General features: G+C 67.0%; 18 protein-coding genes. 17 read left to right on the top strand and 1 reads right to left on the bottom strand.

The window, feature by feature from the left end; genetic code table 11:
* The first annotated feature begins 200 nt into the window (after nucleotides 1-200).
* The 12 genes from J4D28_RS02185 (at nucleotide 201) to J4D28_RS02130 (ending at nucleotide 14,479) form a co-directional block, all read left to right on the top strand.
* On the top strand, nucleotides 201-869 hold the full coding sequence (locus J4D28_RS02185) for a haloacid dehalogenase type II (protein WP_009049179.1): 669 nt from the start codon (nucleotides 201-203) through the stop codon (nucleotides 867-869).
* Between the two features lie 42 nt (nucleotides 870-911).
* Nucleotides 912-2,186 carry an FAD-binding oxidoreductase gene (locus tag J4D28_RS02180; RefSeq protein WP_009049178.1) on the top strand — a complete coding sequence of 425 codons (1,275 nt, stop codon included), beginning with the start codon at nucleotides 912-914 and terminating at the stop codon, nucleotides 2,184-2,186.
* 89 nt (nucleotides 2,187-2,275) lie between these two features.
* The gene (locus J4D28_RS02175) at nucleotides 2,276-3,913 is read left to right on the top strand and encodes an ABC transporter substrate-binding protein (protein ID WP_016705154.1); all 1,638 of its coding nucleotides are present in this window, start codon (nucleotides 2,276-2,278) and stop codon (nucleotides 3,911-3,913) included.
* 48 nt (nucleotides 3,914-3,961) lie between these two features.
* The gene (locus J4D28_RS02170) at nucleotides 3,962-4,918 is read left to right on the top strand and encodes an ABC transporter permease (RefSeq protein WP_009049176.1); all 957 of its coding nucleotides are present in this window, start codon (nucleotides 3,962-3,964) and stop codon (nucleotides 4,916-4,918) included.
* Nucleotides 4,915-5,790, top strand: coding sequence for an ABC transporter permease (locus J4D28_RS02165; RefSeq protein ID WP_028684087.1), 876 nt, complete (start codon nucleotides 4,915-4,917; stop codon nucleotides 5,788-5,790). Before J4D28_RS02170 ends, J4D28_RS02165 begins: the two co-directional genes overlap by 4 nt.
* A gap of 1 nt (nucleotide 5,791) precedes the next feature.
* The gene (locus J4D28_RS02160; protein ID WP_053269139.1) at nucleotides 5,792-7,633 is read left to right on the top strand and encodes an ABC transporter ATP-binding protein; all 1,842 of its coding nucleotides are present in this window, start codon (nucleotides 5,792-5,794) and stop codon (nucleotides 7,631-7,633) included.
* Nucleotides 7,630-7,938 carry a (2Fe-2S)-binding protein gene (locus J4D28_RS02155; RefSeq protein WP_009049173.1) on the top strand — a complete coding sequence of 103 codons (309 nt, stop codon included), beginning with the start codon at nucleotides 7,630-7,632 and terminating at the stop codon, nucleotides 7,936-7,938. The genes J4D28_RS02160 and J4D28_RS02155 overlap by 4 nt, the downstream gene beginning before the upstream one ends.
* The gene (locus J4D28_RS02150) at nucleotides 7,920-9,326 is read left to right on the top strand and encodes an NAD(P)/FAD-dependent oxidoreductase (RefSeq protein ID WP_103330688.1); all 1,407 of its coding nucleotides are present in this window, start codon (nucleotides 7,920-7,922) and stop codon (nucleotides 9,324-9,326) included. The genes J4D28_RS02155 and J4D28_RS02150 overlap by 19 nt, the downstream gene beginning before the upstream one ends.
* A complete protein-coding gene (locus tag J4D28_RS02145) occupies nucleotides 9,323-10,477 on the top strand; it encodes an FAD-binding oxidoreductase (RefSeq protein WP_103330689.1) in 1,155 nt (384 codons plus the stop codon). The genes J4D28_RS02150 and J4D28_RS02145 overlap by 4 nt, the downstream gene beginning before the upstream one ends.
* Nucleotides 10,474-11,631 carry an acetylornithine deacetylase gene (gene argE / locus J4D28_RS02140; RefSeq protein WP_009049170.1) on the top strand — a complete coding sequence of 386 codons (1,158 nt, stop codon included), beginning with the start codon at nucleotides 10,474-10,476 and terminating at the stop codon, nucleotides 11,629-11,631. The genes J4D28_RS02145 and argE overlap by 4 nt, the downstream gene beginning before the upstream one ends.
* A gap of 277 nt (nucleotides 11,632-11,908) precedes the next feature.
* Entirely contained in the window at nucleotides 11,909-13,366 is a 1,458-nt protein-coding gene (locus J4D28_RS02135; protein ID WP_103330690.1) for an NAD-dependent succinate-semialdehyde dehydrogenase, read from the top strand.
* 33 nt (nucleotides 13,367-13,399) lie between these two features.
* On the top strand, nucleotides 13,400-14,479 hold the full coding sequence (locus tag J4D28_RS02130; RefSeq protein ID WP_009049168.1) for a tartrate dehydrogenase: 1,080 nt from the start codon (nucleotides 13,400-13,402) through the stop codon (nucleotides 14,477-14,479).
* Nucleotides 14,480-15,280: 801 nt separating this feature from the next.
* On the opposite strand, the gene J4D28_RS02125 is transcribed toward J4D28_RS02130, so the two are convergent.
* Nucleotides 15,281-16,204, bottom strand: a complete 924-nt coding sequence (locus J4D28_RS02125) for a glyoxylate/hydroxypyruvate reductase A (protein ID WP_009049167.1) — start codon at nucleotides 16,202-16,204, stop codon at nucleotides 15,281-15,283.
* 274 nt (nucleotides 16,205-16,478) lie between these two features.
* Here J4D28_RS02125 and gabT point away from each other — a divergent pair, with 274 nt between their 5' ends.
* From gabT to J4D28_RS02100, 5 genes are all read left to right on the top strand, one after another.
* Nucleotides 16,479-17,768 (top strand): 4-aminobutyrate--2-oxoglutarate transaminase, encoded by a 1,290-nt coding sequence (gene gabT / locus J4D28_RS02120; protein ID WP_009049166.1) that lies wholly within the window; start codon nucleotides 16,479-16,481, stop codon nucleotides 17,766-17,768.
* 96 nt (nucleotides 17,769-17,864) lie between these two features.
* On the top strand, nucleotides 17,865-18,524 hold the full coding sequence (locus J4D28_RS02115) for a hypothetical protein (protein WP_009049165.1): 660 nt from the start codon (nucleotides 17,865-17,867) through the stop codon (nucleotides 18,522-18,524).
* A gap of 43 nt (nucleotides 18,525-18,567) precedes the next feature.
* On the top strand, nucleotides 18,568-19,056 hold the full coding sequence (locus J4D28_RS02110) for an Lrp/AsnC family transcriptional regulator (RefSeq protein ID WP_009049164.1): 489 nt from the start codon (nucleotides 18,568-18,570) through the stop codon (nucleotides 19,054-19,056).
* Nucleotides 19,057-19,490: 434 nt separating this feature from the next.
* On the top strand, nucleotides 19,491-20,273 hold the full coding sequence (locus J4D28_RS02105) for a DUF4198 domain-containing protein (protein ID WP_256587552.1): 783 nt from the start codon (nucleotides 19,491-19,493) through the stop codon (nucleotides 20,271-20,273).
* A 78-nt stretch (nucleotides 20,274-20,351) separates the two neighbouring features.
* Nucleotides 20,352-21,557 carry a DUF1624 domain-containing protein gene (locus J4D28_RS02100; RefSeq protein ID WP_009049162.1) on the top strand — a complete coding sequence of 402 codons (1,206 nt, stop codon included), beginning with the start codon at nucleotides 20,352-20,354 and terminating at the stop codon, nucleotides 21,555-21,557.
* The last annotated feature ends 21 nt before the right edge of the window (nucleotides 21,558-21,578 follow it).

The raw sequence follows: 21,578 nt of genomic DNA, 5'->3' as shown, positions 1-21,578 counted from the left end.
CAAGGCTGGCGCGCCCCGCAAAGTCTGCTGAGGGCACCCCGAAAAACGGTGGTTTGTATCGAGCAGCCCGCGCTTTTAACGCCATCTGCTGATTTCACGGTGTTGTAATGAAACTGTGATTGCAACGCTGCATCAGGGCTCCGGCAGCCGCGCTCTTGCGTGTCACGCCATGACCTCAACGAACTTCAGGACCGCACTCAATGAGCTTTCTTCGTCCCAAATTCATTACGTTCGACTGCTACGGTACGCTGACCAACTTCCACATGGGCACCATGACCCGCGAGCTGTTCGCCGACCGCGTCAGCCCCGAGCAGATGGACCAGTTCGTCAAGGACTTCTCGGCCTATCGCCTGGATCAGGTGATGGGCGACTGGAGGCCCTACGACGAGATCCTCAAGACCGCGCTGGCGCGGACCTGCAAGCGCTGGGGCGTCGAGTACCGTGACGAAGGCCAGCTGTACTACGACGCGGTGCCGACCTGGGGCCCCCATCCCGACGTGCCGGCCGGCCTGTCGAAGATCGCCGACAAGATCCCCCTGGTGATTTTCTCCAACGCCAGCGACAGCCAGATCATGTCCAACGTCGACAAGCTCGGCGCGCCGTTCCACAAGGTCTTCACCGCCGAACAGGCCCAGGCCTACAAGCCACGCCTGGCGGCCTTCGAGTTCATGCTCGACAACCTCGGCTGCGGCCCGCAAGACATCCTCCACGTGTCTTCCAGCTTCCGTTACGACCTGATGCCGGCCCACGACATGAAGATCAAGCACAAGGCCTTCGTCGCCCGTGGCCACGAACAGCCGGCCAACGCCATCTACGGCTACCAGCAGATCCCCGACATCGGCGGCCTGGCCGCGCTGGTCGGTCTCTGATCGGTCATGGGCGCTCTTCAAGGCATGGTCAGGGAGTCAGGCATGGGCAGTGAATCCTATTGGCTCGACAGTGCGCCGGCGTTCACCGGGGCACAGGCCGGCGCGTTGCCGGACAGCGTCGACGTGGCGATCGTCGGTGGCGGGTTCACCGGGTTGTCCGCGGCCCGCGCGCTGGCCATGAAGGGCGCCCGGGTGGTGGTGCTGGAGGCCGGCCGGGTGATCGGCGAAGCCTCCGGGCGCAACGGCGGCCAGTGCAACACCGGGGTGGCCCAGGATTATGCCGCCCTCAGCGCCAGCCTCGGCGCCGAGCGGGCGCGGGCCTATTACCAGGCCTACGAGCGGGCGGTGCAGAGCGTCGTGGCGCTGGTGGAGCAGGAGGGCATCGGTTGCGACCTCAAGCGCAACGGCAAGCTCAAGCTGGCGGCCAAGCCCTTGCATTACGAAGGGCTGGCGCGCACCTGCGAGCTGATTCGCCGCGAGGTCGATGCCGATGTCGAGTTGCTGTCCGCCGAGCAGGTGCGCGGCGAAGTCGATTCCGCCGGTTTTCACGGCGGCCTGTTGCAGCGCAACGGCGTGCAGATGCATGTCGGGCGCTTCGGCGTCGGCCTGGCGCAGGCGGCGGCGCGCCATGGCGCGCTGATCTATCAGGACTGTGCGGTCAAAGGCTGGCAGGGCAACAGTGGCGGCTACCGGCTCGACACCGCGCGCGGTTCGTTGCAGGCGCGGCAGATCCTGCTGGCCACCGGCGCCTGCCAGCATGGCGACCTTGGCTGGTACCGGCGGCGCATCGTGCCGGTGGGCAGCTTCGTGGTGACCACCGAGGTGCTGCCGCAAGCCCTGGTCGAGCGGCTGCTGCCGCACCAGCGTTCCTATGTCACCAGCCGCACCATCGGCAACTACTTCCGCCTGACCCCGGACAACCGCCTGCTGTTCGGCGGCCGGGCGCGTTTCGCCATGTCCAGCCCCAGCTCCGACGCCAAGAGCGGCAAGGTGCTGCAGGCGGCCATGGTGCAGATGTTCCCGCAACTGGCCGGGGTCGGGATCGACTACTGCTGGGGCGGGCTGGTGGACATGACCAGCGACCGGCTGCCCCGGGCCGGCGAACGCAACGGCATCTACCACGCCATGGGCTACAGCGGCCATGGCGTGCAGATGTCGGTGCACATGGGCCAGGTCATGGCCGAGGTCATGGACGGCAAGGCCAGCGCCAACCCCTGGCAAGACCTGGCGTGGCCGGCGATTCCCGGGCACTTCGGCAAGCCCTGGTTCCTGCCGCTGGTAGGGGCTTACTACCGCTTCCAGGACTATCTGCACTGAGTTTGCTGCACCGTCGTTTTGCGTTTCCAGGACGCTCCGGTCAACCGCGAGCACTCGAGCCTTCTCATTATTCGACAGGTAGAACTGCTATGACTGACAACAAAGTCGATCCGCAACTGATTTCCGGCGAAGAAAGCCTGCGGGTTTTCGAGGGCCTGAACCGTGGCATGTCCCGCCGCAGTGCCTTGCGCATGCTTGGCGTGGCCGGTGTCGCCGCCGCGGGCGCCGGCAGCCTGTTCGGCAGTGCCGGCACCTTGCTCGCCAGCGACAGCGCGGCGCCGGGCAAGGGCAAGCCGGGCGGACGCATCCGCGTCGCCGGCATGTCCAGTTCCACCGCCGACACCCTCGACCCGGCCCGGGGCGCACTGTCCACCGACTATGTGCGGCACTTCATGTTCTACAACGGCCTGACCCGCTTCGACAGCCACCTGGTACCGCAGCTGGAGCTGGCCGAGCGTATCGACAATACCGACGCCACCCTGTGGATCATCACCCTGCGCAAGGAAGTGACCTTCCACAACGGCAAGGGCCTGACCGCCGCCGACGTGGTGTTCTCGCTGTCGCGGCACAAGGACCCGGCCACCGGCTCCAAGGTCATGCCGCTGATGGAGCAGTTCGCCGAGATCAAGGCCACCGGCACCCATGAGGTGCAGATCCGCCTCAAGGCGCCGAACGCCGAGCTGCCGTCGATCCTCGCGGTCTCGCACCTGCTGATCGTGCCCGAAGGCACCACCGACTTCAGCCAGGGCATCGGCACCGGGCCGTTCAAGGTCAAGGAGTTCAAGCCGGGCGTGCGTTCGGTCTCCGCGCGCAACCCGAACTACTGGAAGCCGGGCCTGCCGTACCTGGACGAGATCGAGTTCATCGCCATCGCCGACGAGCCTTCGCGGGTCAACGCCTTGCTCTCCGGCGATGTCAACCTGATCAACGAGGTCAACCCGCGCTCCACCGCGCGCATCGCCGCCAGCGCCGGGCACCGGGTGGTGGACGCGCCGTCGGGCAATTACACCGACCTGATCATTCGCCAGGACCAGTTGCCTGGCCAGAGCCCGGAATTCACCCAGGCGCTGAAGCACCTGCTGGACCGCGAACAGGTGAAATCCGCGGTGTTCCGCGGCTACGCCGTGGTCGGCAACGACCACCCGATCGCGCCCGGTTCGCGTTACTACAACGCCGACCTGCCGCAGACCGTGTACGACCCGGAAAAGGCCCGCTTCCTGCTGAAGAAGGCCGGCATGGAGAAGGTCAGCATGCCGCTGGTGGCCTCGCCGGCCGCCACCGGTTCGGTGGACATCGCCGTGCTCCTGCAGCAGTCGGCCAAGCAGGCCGGGCTGACCCTCAACGTCAACCGCCTGCCCAGCGACGGCTACTGGTCCAACCACTGGATGAAGCACCCGCTGAGCTTCGGCAACATCAACCCGCGGCCGAACGCCGACGTGATCTTCTCGCAGTTCTTCCAGTCCAGCGCGCCATGGAACGAGTCGGGCTGGAAGAACGAGCAGTTCGACCAGTTGCTGATGCTGGCCCGCGGCGAGACCGACGACGCCAAGCGCAGCACCATGTACGCCGACATGCAGACCCTGGTGCACGACCACTGTGGCATCGGCATCCCGGTGTTCATCAGCAACATCGACGGGGTCGACCAGCGTATCAAGGGCTATGGCAGCAACCCCCTGGGCGGCTTCATGGGCTACATGTTCGCCGAGCAGGTGTGGCTGGACGCGTGAGGGGCGAAAGCGGGTTCCGTCGGGGCTGCAAGGCAGGAGGGAAGGGCGATGAATAGCAACACACTGTGGTTGATCGGGCGGCGCATGGGCGCCGCGGTCGTGACCTTGTTGATCGTGTCCATGGTGGTGTTCGCCATCACCGCGGTATTGCCGGGGGACGCGGCGCAACAGGCCCTGGGGCAGTTCGCCACGCCGGAACAGGTGGCGGCGCTGCGCCTGAAACTGGGCCTGGACCAGCCCGGTGTGGTGCGTTACCTGCACTGGTTGCTCAGCCTGCTGGCCGGCGACATGGGCACCTCGGTGTCCAACGCCATGCCGGTCAGCGAGCTGATGGCCGGGCGGGTGCCCAACACCCTGATGCTGGCGGCGGTGACCGCGGTGGTCTCGGTGCCGGTGGCGCTGACCCTGGGCATCGGCTCGGCCATGGGCCGCGGCGGGCGCCTGGACAGCGTCCTGAGCTTTATCACCCTGGCCCTGGTGGCGGTGCCGGAGTTCCTGGTGGCGACCCTGGCGGTGCTAGTGTTCGCGGTGAACCTGGGCTGGCTGTCGGCCTTGTCCTACGCCAGCGAAACCCACTCGCCGCTGCAGTTCCTGCGCACCTACGCCTTGCCGGTGATGACCCTGTGCTTCGTCATCGTCGCGCAAATGGCGCGCATGACCCGCGCCGCGGTGATCGACCAGCTCGACAGCCCCTACGTGGAAATGGCCCGGCTCAAGGGCGTCAGCCCGGTGCGCATCGTGCTGCGCCACGCCTTGCCCAACGCCATCGGGCCGATTGCCAACGCGGTGGCGCTGAGCCTGTCGTACCTGCTGGGCGGGGTGGTGATCGTCGAAACCATCTTCAACTATCCCGGGATCGCCAGCCTGATGGTCGACGCGGTGACCAACCGCGACATGGCGCTGGTCCAGGCCTGCACCATGCTGTTCTGCACGGCCTACCTGGGCTTGGTGCTGATTGCCGACCTGTGCGCGATTCTTTCCAATCCGAGGCTGAGAAACCAATGAGCAATCTCATGCTGAAGTCGACGCCTGCCACGCCCGACCTGGCGCTTGGCAAGGTGTCCCACGGGCCGTCCTGGCTCGGCCTGACCGGGGCCGCGATGTGTGTGCTGTGGCTGCTGGTGGCGCTGTTCGGCCCCTGGCTGGCGCCGCACCCGGTGGGCGAAGTGGTGTCCGCCAATGTGTTCGACGCCATGGGCGCGGCCTATCCGTTCGGCACCGATTACCTGGGCCGCGACATGCTCAGCCGGGTGCTGGTGGGCGCGCGGTTCACCGTCGGCCTGGCGCTGATTTCCGCGGTCCTGGCCAGCGGCCTGGGCACCGCCTGCGCCTTGCTCTCGGTGGTCGCGCCGAAATGGCTGGATGAAGTCATCAGCCGCCTGATGGATGCCTTCATCTCCATCCCGAGCAAGATGCTGGCGCTGATCATGGTCTCGGCCTTCGGCTCCTCGGTGGTGCTGCTGGTGTGCACCGCGGTGCTGAGCTTCACCCCCGGGGCGTTCCGTATCGCCCGCAGCCTGGCGGTGAATATCGAGGCCCTGGAGTATGTGCAGGTGGCCCGCACCCGGGGCGAGCGCCGGCTGTACATCGCCTGCGTGGAGATCCTGCCGAACATGCTCAACCCGGTGCTCACCGACCTCGGCCTGCGCTTTGGCTTCATCGTCCTGCTGCTCAGCGGCATGAGCTTCCTCGGCCTCGGCGTGCAGCCGCCGGACGCCGACCTCGGCTCGCTGGTGCGCGAGAACATCGGCGGCCTCAACCAGGGCGCGCCGGCCATCGTCATCCCGGCGCTGGCCATCGGCACCCTGACCATTGGCGTGAACCTGTTCATCGACAGGATCTCGTCGCGCCGCAGCCGCCGTCCGGGAGGTCATTGAGATGAGCCAGTTGATTCGAGTGGAAGACCTGCGGGTGGTCGCCGGCGGCGAGAGCGGCGAAGTGGAGATCGTCAAGGGCGTGAGCTTCGCCCTGGAGCAGGGCGAGGTGCTGGCGTTGATCGGCGAATCCGGCTCCGGCAAGACCACCATTGCCCTGGCCCTGCTGGGTTATGCCCGCCGCGGTTGCCGCCTGGCGTCCGGGGTGGTGCGGGTCGGCGAACACGACATGCTGGCCCTGGGCGAGGAGCAGTTGCAGGGCCTGCGCGGCAATCGCGTGTCCTACATCGCCCAGAGCGCGGCGGCGGCCTTCAACCCGGCGAAAAGACTCCTCGACCAGGTGGTGGAGGGCGCCCTGATCCATGGCCTGGACAGCCGCGCCAACCTGGAGGCCAAGGCCATCGAGCTGTTCCGCGACCTGGCCCTGCCGGACCCGGAACACATCGGCCAGCGTTACCCGCACCAGGTCTCGGGCGGCCAGTTGCAACGGGTGATGGCGGCGATGGCGCTGATCAGCGACCCGCTGCTGGTGATCCTCGACGAGCCGACCACCGCGCTCGACGTCACCACCCAGATCGACGTGCTGCGGGCCTTCAAGCGGGTGGTGCGCGAACGCGGGGCGACGGCGGTGTATGTGTCCCACGACCTGGCGGTGGTGGCGCAGATGGCCGATCAGATCGTGGTGCTCAACGGCGGCCAGATCCTCGAGCAGAGCGCCACCGCGCCGCTGCTCGAGGGCCCGGCCCACGACTACACCCGCAGCCTGCTGGCGGCGGCGCGCCCGGACTCGACCATTCGCCCGCCCAGCGATATCGCCGAGGACCAGCCGCTGCTGACCATCAAGGGCCTGACCGCCGGCTACGGCAACAAGAACCTGCAAGGCATGCCGATGATCCGCGTGCTGGAGGACATCGACCTGACTGTGCGCCGTGGCCAGGCCATTGGCGTGATCGGCGAGTCGGGCTCCGGCAAGTCGACCCTGGCGCGGGTGGTGGCCGGTTTGCTGAGCCCGGCCCTGGGCCAGCTGAGCTTCGACGGCCAGCCCCTGGGCGGTAGCCTGTCGAGCCGCACCGACGAGCAGTTCCGGCGGATCCAGATGGTGTTCCAGAACGCCGACACCGCTCTCAACCCCATGCACAGCGTCAGCGCCATTCTCAGCCGGCCGCTGAAGATGTATTTCGGCCTCAAGGGCGCGGCCTTGCGCCAGCGCATCGACGAACTGCTGGACCTGGTGCGGCTGCCGCGCAAGCTCGCGGACCGGCGGCCCAGCGAGCTGTCCGGCGGGCAGAAACAGCGGGTCAACCTGGCCCGCGCGCTGGCGGCCAAGCCCGACCTGATCCTCTGCGACGAGGTGACTTCGGCCCTGGATACGGTGGTTGGGGCGGCGATTCTCGAATTGCTGCGTGACCTGCGCCAGGAACTGGGGGTGTCCTACCTGTTCATCAGCCACGACATTTCCACGGTGCGCGCGCTGTGCGACGACATTGTGGTGATGTACAGCGGGCACAAGGTCGAGGCGGGCAGCCGCGCGGCCTTTTCCCAGGCGCCGTTCCATCCCTATACCGACCTGCTGATCCACTCGGTGCCGGAGCTGCGCCAGGGCTGGCTGGAAAGCTGCGGCAGCACCTGCGCCAGCCTGCCGCCGATCGGCGCCAAGGCCAACGTGCCGGAGCTGTGCACCTTCCTCAATCGCTGCCCGGTGCGCATCGACGGGTTGTGCAACCGCACCGCGCCGAACCGCCGCGCCATCGACGGCGGCAGCGAGATTCTCTGCCACCGCGACAGCGGCGAGTTGCTGCAGAGCCAACAGAACTTCAATGGCATGACCGAGGGAGCCTACGCATGAAGGGGCGTTTTGTACGGTTGGGCGAGCGCGAACGGGCGCCGGTCAGACTGTGGGTGGATGGTGCGCCGATCGAGGCGTTGCAGGGCGACACGCTGATGGTGGCGTTGCTGACCCAGGGGACGGCCCTGCGCCAGTCGGAGTTCGATTCCGGCCGGCGCGCCGGCTTCTGCCTGATGGGCGCCTGCCAGGACTGCTGGGTCTGGACCCGTGCCGGCGAACGCCTGCGCGCCTGTTCCAGCGAGGTCCGCGAGGGCCTGGATATTCTCACCACACAACCGGAGGCGGTATGGCCACTGCACGGCTGAACATCCCGTCCGGCGCCGCGCCGCGGGTCGTGATAGTCGGCGCCGGCCCGGCCGGTGTCCGTTGCGCCGAAACCCTGCTGGCGGCCGGCCTGGTGCCGACCCTGGTCGACGAGAACCGTCGCGACGGCGGGCAGATCTACCGCCGCCAGCCCGAAGGTTTCCGCCGCGACTACGCCACCCTGTACGGCAGCGAAGCGCACAAGGCGCGGGCCCTGCACGACAGCTTCGAGCGCCTGCGCCCGCGCATCGACTATCGCCCGGACACCCTGGTGTGGAACCTGACCCCGGGGCAGCTGTGCTGCGTCAGCCAGGGCCGGCACTTCACCCTGGACTATGACGCGCTGATCCTCTGCACCGGCGCCACCGACCGCCTGATGCCGCTCGAAGGCTGGCAACTGGCGGGCACCTACAGCCTCGGCGGCGCGCAGATCGCCCTCAAGGCGCAGTCGGTGTCCATCGGTCACCGCGTGGTGTTCATGGGCAGCGGGCCGCTGCTGTACCTGGTGGCCAGCCAGTACCTCAAGGCCGGGGCGCAGGTCGCCGCGGTACTCGACACCTCGCCGCTGGGCAAGCGCATCGGTGCCTTGCCGAAACTGCTGGCGCGCCCGGGACTGCTCTGGACCGGCATGAAGCTGCTGGCGCAGCTGTGCCTGGCCCGGGTGCCGGTGCACCTGGGGATCCAGCCGGTCCGGGTGCTGGGCGATGCCCTGGGCGGGGTCAGCCTGGTGCAGGTCAAGACCGCCAAGGGCGACAGCCTGGATGTCGAGTGCGATGCCCTGGCCCTGGGCTATCACCTGCGTCCGGAAACCCAGCTGGCCGACCTTGCCGGTTGCCGCCTGGCCTTCGACCCGGCGTCCAGCCAATGGCTGCTGGAGCTCGACGAGGCCGGGCGCACCAGTGTCAGCGGGGTCTATGCCGCCGGCGACGGGGCGAAGATCCGTGGCGCCGACGCCGCCGAACACGCCGGGCGCCTCGCGGCGCTGGCCCTGCTCGAGGATCTGCAACTGCCGGTCAACGGCGCGGAACGCGACGAACAGCGCCAGGCCCTGGCGGTGATGGACCAGTTCCGCCTCGGCCTGGCCCAGGCCTTTCCCTGGCCGAGCGCCCAGGCCGAGGCACTGCCGGACACCGCCATCGTCTGCCGTTGCGAGATGATCAGCGCCGGCGAACTGCGGCGCACGGTACGCGAGAAGGGCGCCTGCGAAGTCAACCGCGCCAAGGCCTTCAGCCGGGTCGGCATGGGCCGCTGCCAGGGTCGCTACTGTTCCCAGGCCGGGGCCGAGGTGATCGCCGCCGCGGCCGGGGTCGCGGTGCAGGAGGTGGGCCGGCAGCGAGGCCAGGCCCCGGTCAAGCCCCTTTCGATGCTCACCGGGGAGGTGACGCCATGACGGTGCAACAGTCCGATGTACTGATTGTCGGCGGCGGCCTGATGGGCTCGGCGGCGGCGTTTTTCCTGCGCCAGCGCGGCCAGTCGGTGACCCTGCTGGAGCGCGACCAGATCGGCCAGTACGCCAGCGGGGTGAACTTCGGCAACGTGCGGCGCCAGGGGCGTTATCTCGGCCAGCTGGAGCTGGCCAACCGTTCCTGGGCCCTGTGGAGGCGCCTGCCGGAACTGATCGACGACGACCTGGAATTCATCGCCAGCGGCCATATGCGGGTGTGTTACCGCGAGGACGAGATCGCTGAGCTCGAGGCCTATGCCGCGGCACCCGAGGCTCGGCAGCTGGACCTGAAGATCTACCGCGGCCGCGAGCTGCATGAGCGTTTTCCGTTCCTCGGGCCGGACGTCAAGGGTGGCTCCTACGCGCCCCATGACGGCCATGCCAACCCGCGCCTGGCGGCCCCGGCCTTTGCCCGGGCGGCGGTGCGCGCCGGGGCGCGGATCGAAGAGCGCACCGAAGTGGCCGAGGTGCAGAAGGTCGGCGGCGGGTTCCGGGTCGGCACCACCGACGGCCGCCAATTCAGCGCCGAACGCCTGCTGATCACCGCCGGCGCCTGGGGCCAGAAACTCTCCGAGCAGTTCGGCGAGCCGGTGCCGCTGGACACCAACGGCCCGCAGATGGCGGTCACCGAGCCGGTGCCTTACGCCTTGCCGACGGTGATCGGGGTCTACACCAAGATCCCCGAGGAGGTGATCTACTTCCGCCAGATTCCCCGCGGCAACATCATCATCGGCGGCGGCTACCGCAGCAAACCGGACATGCTCACACGGTGCGCCCAGGTCGAACCGCGCAGCATCCTCAACCAGATCCAGCAGATGCGCCGGCTGCTGCCGGGCGTCGGCAACCTCAACATCATCCGCGTCTGGAGCGGCATCGAAGGTTATCTGCCCGACTCGCTGCCGATCATGGGTCCCAGTGGCCAGGTCGACGGCCTGTACTACGCCTTCGGTTTCTGCGGCCACGGCTTCCAGCTTGGCCCGGGCGTCGGCGACGTGATGGCCGAGCTGATCGCCACTGGCAGCACCAGCACCCCGATCGAGCCCTTTTCGATTCGCCGCTTCGCCGGCACAACCGCACAACGGAGCAAGGCCTCATGAAACCCCGGGTACTGGAGATCCTCAAGCGCCTGATCGCCTTCGACACCGTGTCCTCGGAGTCGAACCTGGCGCTGATCGAATACGTGCGCGAGCTGCTGCTGGGCAAGGGCATCGAGTCGCTGATCGTCAAGGACGAAAGCGGGCGCAAGGCCAACCTGTTCGCCAGCACCGGGCCGCGGGAGCTGCCGGGGATCCTGCTGTCCGGGCATACCGACGTGGTGCCCGTCGCCGGCCAGGCCTGGACCCTGCCGGCGTTCCAGGTCACCGAGCAAGGAGGGCGCCTCTACGGGCGCGGCAGCTGCGACATGAAGGGGTTTATCGCCCTGGCCATAGACGCCATGCTCGATGCCGCCGACAGCACCTTGAGCCGGCCGCTGCAACTGGCGCTGTCCCATGACGAGGAAATCGGTTGCGTCGGCGTGCGCCGCCTGCTGGACGTGCTGCACCTGGCGCCGGTGCGGCCGTTCCTGTGCCTGATCGGCGAGCCCACGCGCATGCAGTTCGTGCTCGGGCACAAGGGCAAGGGGTCGTACCGCGCCTATTGCCGTGGCCAGGAAGCGCATTCCTCCCTGGCGCCGCTGGCAGCCAACGCGATTCACCTGGCCTGCGATTTCATCGCCGGTTTGCGCGACAGCCAGCAGCGTCTGCGCGAGCAGGGCGCGCGCGATGCCGACTACGACATTCCCTACAGCACCGTGCACGTCGGGCAGATCGGCGGCGGCAAGGCGCTGAACATAGTGCCGAACCTGTGCACCCTGGATTTCGAGGTGCGCAACCTGCCGGCGGACGATCTCGAGCAGTTCCTCGAACAGATGCGCGAACGCGCCGAGCTGATCGTGCGCGAGGCCCGCAAGGTCTCCGAGGTGGCAGCCATCGAGATCGAAACCCTCAATGTCTACCCGGGGCTGGAGACTCATCCGAGTGTCGAGGCGGTGCGTTTGCTCCACGCCTTCGCCGCGCCGGGCACCGGCTACGCCAAGGTCGGCTTCGGCACTGAAGGCGGTCTGTTCAGCCAGCGCCTGGACATCCCGGTGGTGGTCTGCGGCCCAGGCTCCATCGAGCAGGCGCACAAGCCCGACGAGTTTATCGAGGTCAGCCAGATGGACGCCGGCCAGCGTTTTCTCGAAGGCCTGCTGGGTTCCCTGAAACGTTGAGCTGTCACCTGTAGCCGCTGCCGGAGGCTGCGATCGGGCGCTGGCCCGCCAAGCCTGTATCCCGGATCGATCTGACGCACCGTGGTTATCTGTTTTGCGACGGCTGCGCCGCCGATCGCAGGCTGCGCCAGCGGCTACGGGGCGCTGTTCATGTGCTCGGTAGAGCCTGCTGCGCCGCCGCGTTTTTCAGCATCCGACGCTGTCGGCCCGGCGCTTTCAGCATCCTGGGCTGTGGCGCCTGCTTAGACTGGAGGCTGTCTCGGAACAGGACTCGACCATGCTCAAGAATCGTTTGAAAGACCCAAGCCTTTTGGTGGAACTGGCCTATATCGACGGGCAGTGGGTGGCCGCCGACGATGGCGCGACCCTGGCGGTGCTCGACCCGGCCAGCGGCGAATGCCTGGCCCGGGTGCCGGCCCTGCAGGGCGCGCAGACCCGCCTGGCCATCGCCGCCGCCGAACGCGCCTGGCCGGCCTGGCGCGCGCGCCCGGTGGCGGAGCGGGCGCAGCTGCTGGAGCGCTGGTACCAGGCCATGCTCGACAACCTCGACGACCTGGCCCTGATCATGACCGCCGAACAGGGCAAGCCTTTCGCCGAAGCCCAGGGCGAAATCCGCTACGGCGCGGGTTTCGTCAAATGGTTCGCCGAGGAGGCGCGGCGCATCTGCGGCGACACCCTGCCGGCGCCCGCTGGCGACCGGCGCCTGCTGACCCTCAAGCAGCCCGTGGGGGTCTGCGCGGCCATCACCCCGTGGAATTTCCCCAACGCGATGATCACCCGCAAATGCGCGCCGGCCCTGGCCGCCGGCTGCCCGATCATCGTCAAGCCTTCCGACCTTACGCCGCTGTCGGCCCTGGCCCTGGCGGTGCTGGCCGAGCGGGTGGGGATTCCGCCGGGGGTGTTCAGTGTGCTTACGGGCATGCCGACCGGGATCGGCGAAGAGCTGACCGGCAACCCGGCGGTGCGCAAGATTTCCTTTACCGGTTCCACCGCGGTCGGCCGCCTGTTGATGCGCCAGAGCGCCGAGCACATCAAGCGCCTGAGCCTGGAGCTGGGCGGTAACGCGCCGTTCGTGGTGTTCGACGACGCCGACCTGGAACAGGCGATCGCCGGGATCATGCAGAGCAAGTTCCGCAACGCCGGGCAGACTTGCGTCTGCGCCAACCGCATCCTGGTCCAGGACGGCATCTACCAGCGTTTTGCCCAGCGCCTGGTGGAAGAGGTGGCCAAGCTCAAGGTCGGCAACGGCCTGGAGCCGGGCGTGAGCATCGGCCCGCTGATCAATGCCGCGGCGGTGAGCAAGGTCGCCCGGCATATCGACGATGCCCTGGGCAAGGGCGCGACCCTGCTGTGCGGCGGGATTCCCCAGGGCGAAAGCCAGTTCGTGCAGCCCACGGTGCTGGGCGAGGCCAGCCCCGAGATGCTCCTGGCTCATGAGGAAACCTTCGGCCCGGTGGCGCCGCTGATGCGCTTCCACGACGAGGCCGAGGCGCTGGCCATCGCCAACGCCACGCCCTACGGGCTGGGCGCCTACTACTTCACCCAGGACCTGCGCCGCTCCTGGCGTTTCGGCGAAGCGCTGGAGTTCGGCATGGTCGGCCTCAACACCGGGATCATCTCCATGGAAGTGGCGCCGTTCGGCGGCATCAAGCAATCGGGCCTGGGCCGCGAAGGCAGCAAGTACGGCCTGGACGAATACTTGGAAATCAAGGCTTTCCACATCGGCGGCCTGTGACCGGCCCGCACCGACTTCGAGGAGACATGCGACATGAGCAAGGCATTCAGGATCGCCGCCATCGCCGGCGACGGAATCGGCAAGGAAGTATTGCCAGAAGGATTGCGGGTGCTGCGGCAGGCGGCGCGCAAGTGGCAGCTGGACCTGCAGATCGAGGTGCTGGACTGGGCGCACTGCGATTACTACCTGGAGCACGGGCGGATGATGCCCGAGGACTGGTTCGAGCGGCTCAAGGATTTCGACGCCATCTACTTCGGCGCCGTGGGCTGGCCGGACAAGGTGCCGGACCATATTTCCCTGTGGGGGTCGCTGCTCAAGTTCCGCCGCGACTTCGACCAGTACGTGAATATCCGCCCGGTGCGGCTGTTCCCCGGGGTGCCGTGCCCGCTGGCCGGGCGCGAGCCGGGGGACATCGATTTCGTGGTGGTCCGCGAGAACACCGAGGGCGAGTATTCCTCGGTGGGCGGCAAGATGTTCGAGGGCACCGAGCATGAGTTCGTGCTGCAGGAGTCGGTGTTCACCCGGCGTGGCGTGGACCGCATTCTCAAGTACGCCTTCGACCTGGCCCAGACCCGGCCGCGCAAGCGCCTGACGGCGGCGACCAAGTCCAACGGGATTTCCATCAGCATGCCGTACTGGGACGAGCGCACGGCGCTGATGGCCGAGCAGTACCCGCAGGTGAGCTGGGACAAGCAGCACATCGACATTCTCTGCGCGCGTTTTGTCCTGCAACCGGAGCGTTTCGACGTGGTGGTGGCCTCCAACCTGTTCGGCGACATTCTTTCCGACCTCGGCCCGGCCTGTGCCGGCACCATCGGCATCGCGCCCTCGGCCAACCTCGATCCGCAGCGGCGCTTCCCGTCGCTGTTCGAGCCGGTGCACGGCTCGGCGCCGGACATCTACGGGCGCAATATCGCCAACCCGATCGCGATGATCTGGTCTGGCGCGCTGATGCTGGATTTCCTCGGCAACGGCGACCAGCGTTATCGCGCCGCCCACGACGGGATTCTCGAGGCCATCGAACAAGTGATCGCCCAAGGCCCGATCACCCCGGACCTGGGTGGCCAGGCCTCGACCCAGGAGGTGGGCGCGGCGATTGCCGAGAGGCTCTGAGTCCCGTCTTGTAGCCGGGGGGGGGCGGGCGGCGTTCTGACCTGGCGCCCGCCAAAGCCGTATCCCGGATCAGCCTGATACACCGCGGTCAGCGGTCTTGCGACGGCTGCGCCGCCGATCGCAGGCTGCGCCAGCGGCTACAGCGATTGCGGGGTTCCTGCGTTCTTTGTCAACACCGAACCCTGTAGCCGCAGCCGAAGGCTGCGATCGGGCGCCAGCCCGCCAAACCTGCGTCCCGGATCGCCCTGACGCACTGCGGTCAGCGGTCTTGCGACGGCTGCGCCGTCGATCGCAGGCTGCGCCAGCGGCTACAGCGAGGGCGGGGTTCCTGCGTGCTTTGCCAAACGCCGAACCCTGTAGCCGCTGCCGAAGGCTGCGATCGGGCGCCAGCCCGCCAAACCTGCATCCCGGATCGCTCTGACGCATCGCGGTCAGCGGTCTTGCGACGGCTGCGCCGCCGATCGCAGGCTGCGCCAGCGGCTACAGCGAGGGCGGGGTTCCTGCGCTCTTCGCCAAACGCCGAACCCCGTAGCCGCTGCCGAAGGCTGCGATCGGGCGCCAGCCCGCCAAACCTGCGTCCCGGATCGCTCTGACGCACCGCGGTCAGCGGTCTTGCGACGGCTGCGCCGCCGATCGCAGGCTGCGCCAGCGGCTACAGCGAGGGCGGGGGGCCTGCGTTCTTCGCCAAACGCCGAACCCTGTAGCCGCTGCCGAAGGCTGCGATCGGGCGCCAGCCCGCCAAACCTGCGTCCCGGATCGCCCTGACGCACTGCGGTCAGCGGCTACACGATCGCGGGGCTTTCAATAACCCTGGCTGCGGTCGATCTGCCCGAGCATCGGTTCGCCGCGCTGGTGGCGGCGGATATTGTCCAGCAGCACGGCGAAGGCGCTTTCCGGCTGGGTCATGGCGGCGATGTGCGGGGTCAGGAGGATCTGCGGGTGATCCCAGAACGGGTGTTCGGCCGGGGCCGGCTCCTGTTGCAGGACGTCGAGCACCGCGCCGCTGAGCTGGCCGCTGGCCAGGGCGTCGAGCAAGTCCTGCTCCACCAGGTGGCCGCCACGGCCCATGTTGATCAGCGCCGCGCCGCGGGGCAGTTGGCGGAACAGCTCGCGGTCGAGGATGCCCTGGGTCTGTTCGGTCAGGGGCAGCACGCACAGCAGGATGTCGCACTGGCTGAGAAAGGCCGGCAGCTGCTGGTTGCCGGCGAAACACTGCACGCCGTCGATGCGATGGGCGCTGCGGGCCCAGCCGGACAGGGCGAACCCCAGCGGCCGCAGGGTGGCGAGGATCTGCTGGGCCTGTTGGCCCAGGCCCATGACCCCGACCCGGCGTTGCGCCGCCGGTTGCAGCAGGTGCGCCTGCCAGCAGCGGGCGAACTGTTGCTGCCGGTAGCGCAGCATGTCGCGGTGCAGGCTGAGCACGGCGAAGCTGGCGTATTCGCACATGCCCCGGGTGATGCCCGGGTCCAGCAGGCGCACCACCGGCAAGTCCGGCGGCAGGCGCGCGAGGTCCAGCTGATCGACCCCGGCCGAGAGGGCGAACAGCACCTCGAGGTTAGGTAAAAGGCTCAGGTCGTCCGGCGCCTGCCAGGCCGCCAGGTAGCGGATGTCCTCGGGGTTGCCGAGGTCCGGCCAGGCACGCCATTGAATGTCCGGGGCCTGTTCGGCGAACAGCGCTCGCCAGTGTTCGCCACGCACGGGGTCAGCTTTATAGAGGAGGGCCATGGGCGGTTCCTGATCGATGGAGGGATGGGTTTCATGATGCCGCAACGGCAAAGCAGGATCTGTCGAAAGGCCGCGTGCGAAAGCCTTGTGCCGCGCGCTTCGTGGCCCTGGCCGGCAGATTCGGCGGGGCTGAAGGAATCTGCCGTTTGCCGGGGTGAAAACAGTGGATCCGGATTTCTCAGGGGCCAAGTTCGGCTAAGTCGGTTCCGCCGAAGCCTTAATCTGAAGCCATCGCAACCGCTTCCCGGTTGCCTGGCTCAGTATGAGGAACGCCATGAATAGCAAGGTCGACGAAACACCTCATTTGCTCCAGCAGCGCGATCAGTTCGTGCCGCGGGGCGTGGTCACTGCCCATCCGCTGGTCATCGACCGCGCCGAGGGCTCCCAGGTGTGGGACGTGGACGGCGAGCGCTATCTGGATTTCGTCGGCGGGATCGGCGTGTTGAACATCGGCCACAACCACCCGCGGGTGGTGGCGGCGGTGCAGGCGCAGTTGCAGAAAGTCTCCCACGCCTGCTTCCAGGTGGTGGCCTACAAACCGTACCTGGATCTGGCCCGGCGCCTGAGCCAGATGATCGGCGGCGCCGAGCCCTACAAGGCGGCATTCTTCACCTCTGGCGCCGAGGCCGTGGAGAACGCGGTGAAGATCGCCCGCGCCCATACCCAGCGTTCGGCGGTGATCGCCTTTCGTGGCGGTTTCCATGGCCGCACCTTGCTCGGCAGCACGCTGACCGGCATGAGCCAGCCGTACAAGCAGAACTTCGGCACCGCCCCCGAGGTGTTCCATACGCCGTACCCGAACGCCTATCGCGGGGTCAGCAGCGAGATGGCCCTGCAGGCGTTGCAGGAGCTGTTCGCCACCCAGGTCGCACCCGAGCGCGTGGCGGCGATCATCATCGAACCGGTGCAGGGCGACGGCGGTTTCCTCGCCGCTCCGGCGGAATTCCTCCAGGCCTTGCGCGCCCTGGCGACGCAACACGGCATCGTGCTGATCCTCGATGAAATCCAGACCGGCTTCGGCCGCACCGGCAGCTGGTTCGGCTTCCAGCACGCCGATATCCAGCCGGACCTGGTCACCGTGGCCAAGAGCCTGGCCGGTGGCTTGCCGTTGTCCGGCGTGGTGGGCAAGGCGCAGATCATGGACGCGCCGCTGCCCGGCGGCCTCGGTGGCACCTACGGCGGCAACGCCCTGGCCTGCGCCGCGGCGCTGGCGGTGCTGGATGCCTACGAAGAGGAACAGTTGCTGGCCCGTGGCGTGGCGCTGGGCTTGCGCCTGCGCGAAGGGTTGCTGAGCCTGCAGAGGCTGTACCCGTGCATCGGCGATGTGCGTGGCAGCGGTTTCATGCTGGCGCTGGAACTGGTCAAGAACGATGCGGCGCACAGCCCCGATGCCGAGTTGACGCAACGGCTGATCGACCAGGCGCGCCTGGGTGGGTTGCTGGTGATCAAGTGCGGGGTGCACCGTAACGTCCTGCGCTTCCTGGCACCGCTGGTAACAACTCCCGAGCAGATCGACGAAGCCCTGGCGATTCTCGATGCCGCGCTGGCACGAGTCTTGAACTGAGCTGATGCCCCGGTCGGCGCCGGGCTGCCGGGCGCCACCGATGGGCATTTTTGGAGCATGGATCGATGGAACGCATCATAGGAGGCTGTACACGCCATGGGGCTGACTGATTATCGTGCGTTGCTGATCGACTGCGACGCGGTCCTGGTGGACCGTGACTCGGGGGTCTGGGCGGCCTTGCAACCCTTGCTCGACAGTCGCCGTGGGCAACCGGACAAGGAGCAGGTGCTGGGCGAGTTCGCCGAGACGGTGCGGGGCCTGTACCCGCGCTTCGCCGAGCTGGGGTTCAGCGGCCTGCTGTGTTTCGCCCATCGCCAGCTGGCCGAACGCTGGGGCCTGAAGGCGTCCTGGGAGGAGGGCATGAGCTTCGCCCGCTCGGTGGCGGGCTGGTCTCTGTTCGAGGATGCGCCGGGGGCGATGCTGTACCTGCGCAAGTTCTATCGGCTGCTGGTGCAGGGCGATCGCGATGCCGAGGATCGCGCGCTGTTGTGCGAGCGGCTGGGGATCGCCCAGGACGATTTCATCTCCCTGGCCAGCCAGCCGTTGCAGGATCGCCAGTGGCTGGCGGACAACGACCTGCGGGCCCAGGACATTCTCCAGGTGACCCGGCCGCCGGCCGCCGCGGCGCAAGCGACGGCGGGCCTGTGCCTGATCTGCCGTGCCGGCAGCCGCAACCCGCAACCCTGCGCCGCCGACTACTGCATCAACAGCATGGCCGACCTGGTGGCCCAGCATCAGGCGTCGTTACGGCGCTGATCTTGCTTGTCGATTGCATCCCACAGCAATCAAGAGGTAAACGATGGAAGGTTTAGTCAAACTGGACCGTATTGATATCAACATCTTGGTTGAGCTGCAAAAAGACGGACGCATGACCAATGTCAGCCTCGCCGACGCCGTGGGGTTGTCGGCCAGTCCGTGTCTGCAGCGGGTCAAGCGCCTGGAATCGGCCGGCTACATTTCCAGCTACAAGGCGCACCTGAACCTGGCCAAGATCACCGACTCGGTCACGGTGTTCACCGAGATCACCCTGAGCGACCACAAGCGCGAGGACTTCGCCAAGTTCGAGTCCAATATCCGCCTGGTGGACGAGGTGCTGGAGTGTCATCTGATCAGTGGCGGCTACGACTATCTGGTGCGCTTCATGACCCGCAGCATCCAGCATTACCAGGAGGTGGTGGAAAGCCTGCTGGACAAGAACATCGGTATCTCGAAGTACTTCAGCTACATCGTCATCAAGTCGCCGGTCCTCAAAGACGGCGTGCCCCTGCGTAAATTATTGCGCCACTGACTCGTTCTTCTCTCAAAATGAAATGTTATCTGATAACATTTTTCCGTCTGATCAATCACTCATGCGCGCGCCTCTCACCGGGCGCGCTTGCGTCTGGGCCGGCCATTTTGCCTGGCCGGTGAGTGCACAGCGGGTTGCGCGCAAGCAAGCGACACCGGCCATGCAGGCCTCGCGTGCACCCCGATCGGACAATCCACGCACCGTTTACCCCTGGATGCTTCAGCCTGGCGCACACCGCATAAATCGCTGTTTGCCTTGAGAAAACAGCAGGCAACGGGCTTGTGCCGCGGCAAATCGGAACAAAGCACAGAACGGCCTGCGCTGTAATGCCAGCCAGTGGTAGGTGCGCATCGTCGCCCCGGGAAGTTCAACGCCATCAGAGCGGGGGCGGCGATTCGTTGAATGAGAGCACAAAGGAGCGCAACACGATGCGAATGAGTACGGCAAATACCTTGATAGGGCTGGGCGCGCTGATGCTGGCCAGCGGTACCCAGGCTCACCAGATCTGGTACGAACACACGCCGGGGCAGCCCCTGACGCTGTATTACGGCGAGTACGACAAGAACATGCTGGAAGTGACCCCCGGTGGCCTCGATCGCTTCCGCCAGCTCAAGGGCTGGTCGGCGGCGAATCCGCTGCCGGCCCCGGCATTGGGTCTGAGTCTGGGCCTGCAACGCCAGTCGTTCAGCGTTGCTCATCAGCCCAGGGCCGATGAAAGCCTGCTGGCGCAGGACTCGCAGTATCCGCTCTTCGACCTGCATGAAGGCGGCAAGACCCTCAAGACTCATTGGACGCCCGCCACCCGCTGGGTCGGCGACCTGCGCGCGCGCCAGCCGGAACTGGCGCTGGACATCGTCCCCACCGGCGTGGCCGCCGCGGGCAAGGCGCAGTTCCAGGTGTTCTATGAACTCAAGCCGCTGGCCGCCCAGGAAGTGATCCTGGAAACCGGCTCCGGCGAGGTCTTCACCCAGACCAGCGACCAGGACGGCAAGGTCAGCTTCGCGCTGCCGTGGCAGGGCACCTATGTGGTGGCCGCCGAATACAAGGACCGCACCCCGGGCACTCGCCAGGGCCCGGACAGCCAGGCCGAGGCCTACGACCTCAAGAGCTTCAGTTCCACGCTGTCGTTCCACCAGCCACAGGGCAAGCCGCCGTTGCCACGGGCGCCTGCAACGCTGCCGGCCTCGGAAGTCGCGCGCTTGAAAAAGCAATCCTGACCCGCTGCCCCGACCCCTGTGCCGTGTCGGCGACAGGGGGTTGCCCAGGCTTAACGACCTTCAACATGAGTGACTGATATGACCCTTTCTACTGGATTGGCAGGGCAGGCGGGCGTTGCGTCCCCTGCGCTGGCGGGCAGCGTGGCCAAGGCCAATACGCGGATGCTGGCGATCGATGCCCTGCGCGGCTTCGTCATGCTGTGCATGCTGGTGGACCACGTGCGCGAGACCTTCCTCCTGCATCGCCAGGTCACCGACCCGATCGACGCCCTGAGCGTGACCCCGGACCTGTATTTCACCCGCCTGCTCAGCGAGATCTGCGCGCCGGTGTTCATCTTCCTCACCGGCCTGTCGGCCTGGCTCTACAGCCAGAAACACAGCCTTGGGGAAACCTCGGTGTTCCTGCTCAAGCGCGGCCTGTTCCTGGTATTCCTCGAGCTGACCTTCGTGTGTTTTGCCTGGAACGCCGAGTTCCCGCCCAAGACCCTGTGGCTGCAGGTGATCTGGTGCATCGGCATCTGCATGATCGTGCTGGCCGGCCTGCTGCACTTCAAACGCGGCTGGCTGATCGTCCTGGGGGTGGCCATAGTCGCCGGGCACAACCTGCTGGATGACGTGGTGGTGGGCCCCGAGTCGCCGTTCTTCGTGCCCTGGTCGATCCTGCACCAGCGGGTGTTCATCGACATCACCGAGTTCACCCGGGCCCGCACCACGTACCCGGTGCTGCCGTGGATCGGGGTGATCCTGCTGGGCTGGGCCATCGGCCCGTGGTTCGGCAAGGACGTGCAACCGGCGGCGCGGATTTCGCGATTGCTCAAGGTCGGCGTCGGCCTGCTGGTGGCGTTCGTGTTCATTCGTTACCTGAACGTCTACGGCGAGAAGCCCTGGGTCCAGACCGGCGATGCGCTGCGCACCTTCATGAGCTTCATGAGCGCCAAGAAATACCCGCCGTCGCTGATGTTCCTGATGCCGACCCTGGGCCTGGGGCTGATCCTCCTGGCGTACTTCGAGAAGGTCCAGGAACGCTGGTCGACCGCGCAACTGGCGATCTACGGCGGCGCGCCGATGTTCTTCTACCTGCTGCACCTGTACGTGCTCAAGGCCATGTACCTGGTGGCCGTGGCCATCTGGGGCGCCAACCAGGGCACCTACTACGGCTTCGACAACCTGTCCGGGGTCTGGCTGTGGAGCCTGATCCTCGGCGTGCTGCTGTTCTTCCCGACACGCTGGTTCGCAGGCCTCAAGCAGCGCCGCCGCGATATCGCGATCCTCAAATACCTCTGAGTTGGGGTCCCGGTGGTGCGC

Origin of the sequence: Pseudomonas sp. GW531-T4, from assembly GCF_017349615.1 — a bacterium.
In the GTDB taxonomy this organism is placed as follows: Bacteria; Pseudomonadota; Gammaproteobacteria; order Pseudomonadales; family Pseudomonadaceae; genus Aquipseudomonas; species Aquipseudomonas chlororaphis_I.
The sequence above is the reverse complement of the archived record's forward strand: the minus strand, read 5'-3'. Positions and strand labels throughout refer to the sequence as shown.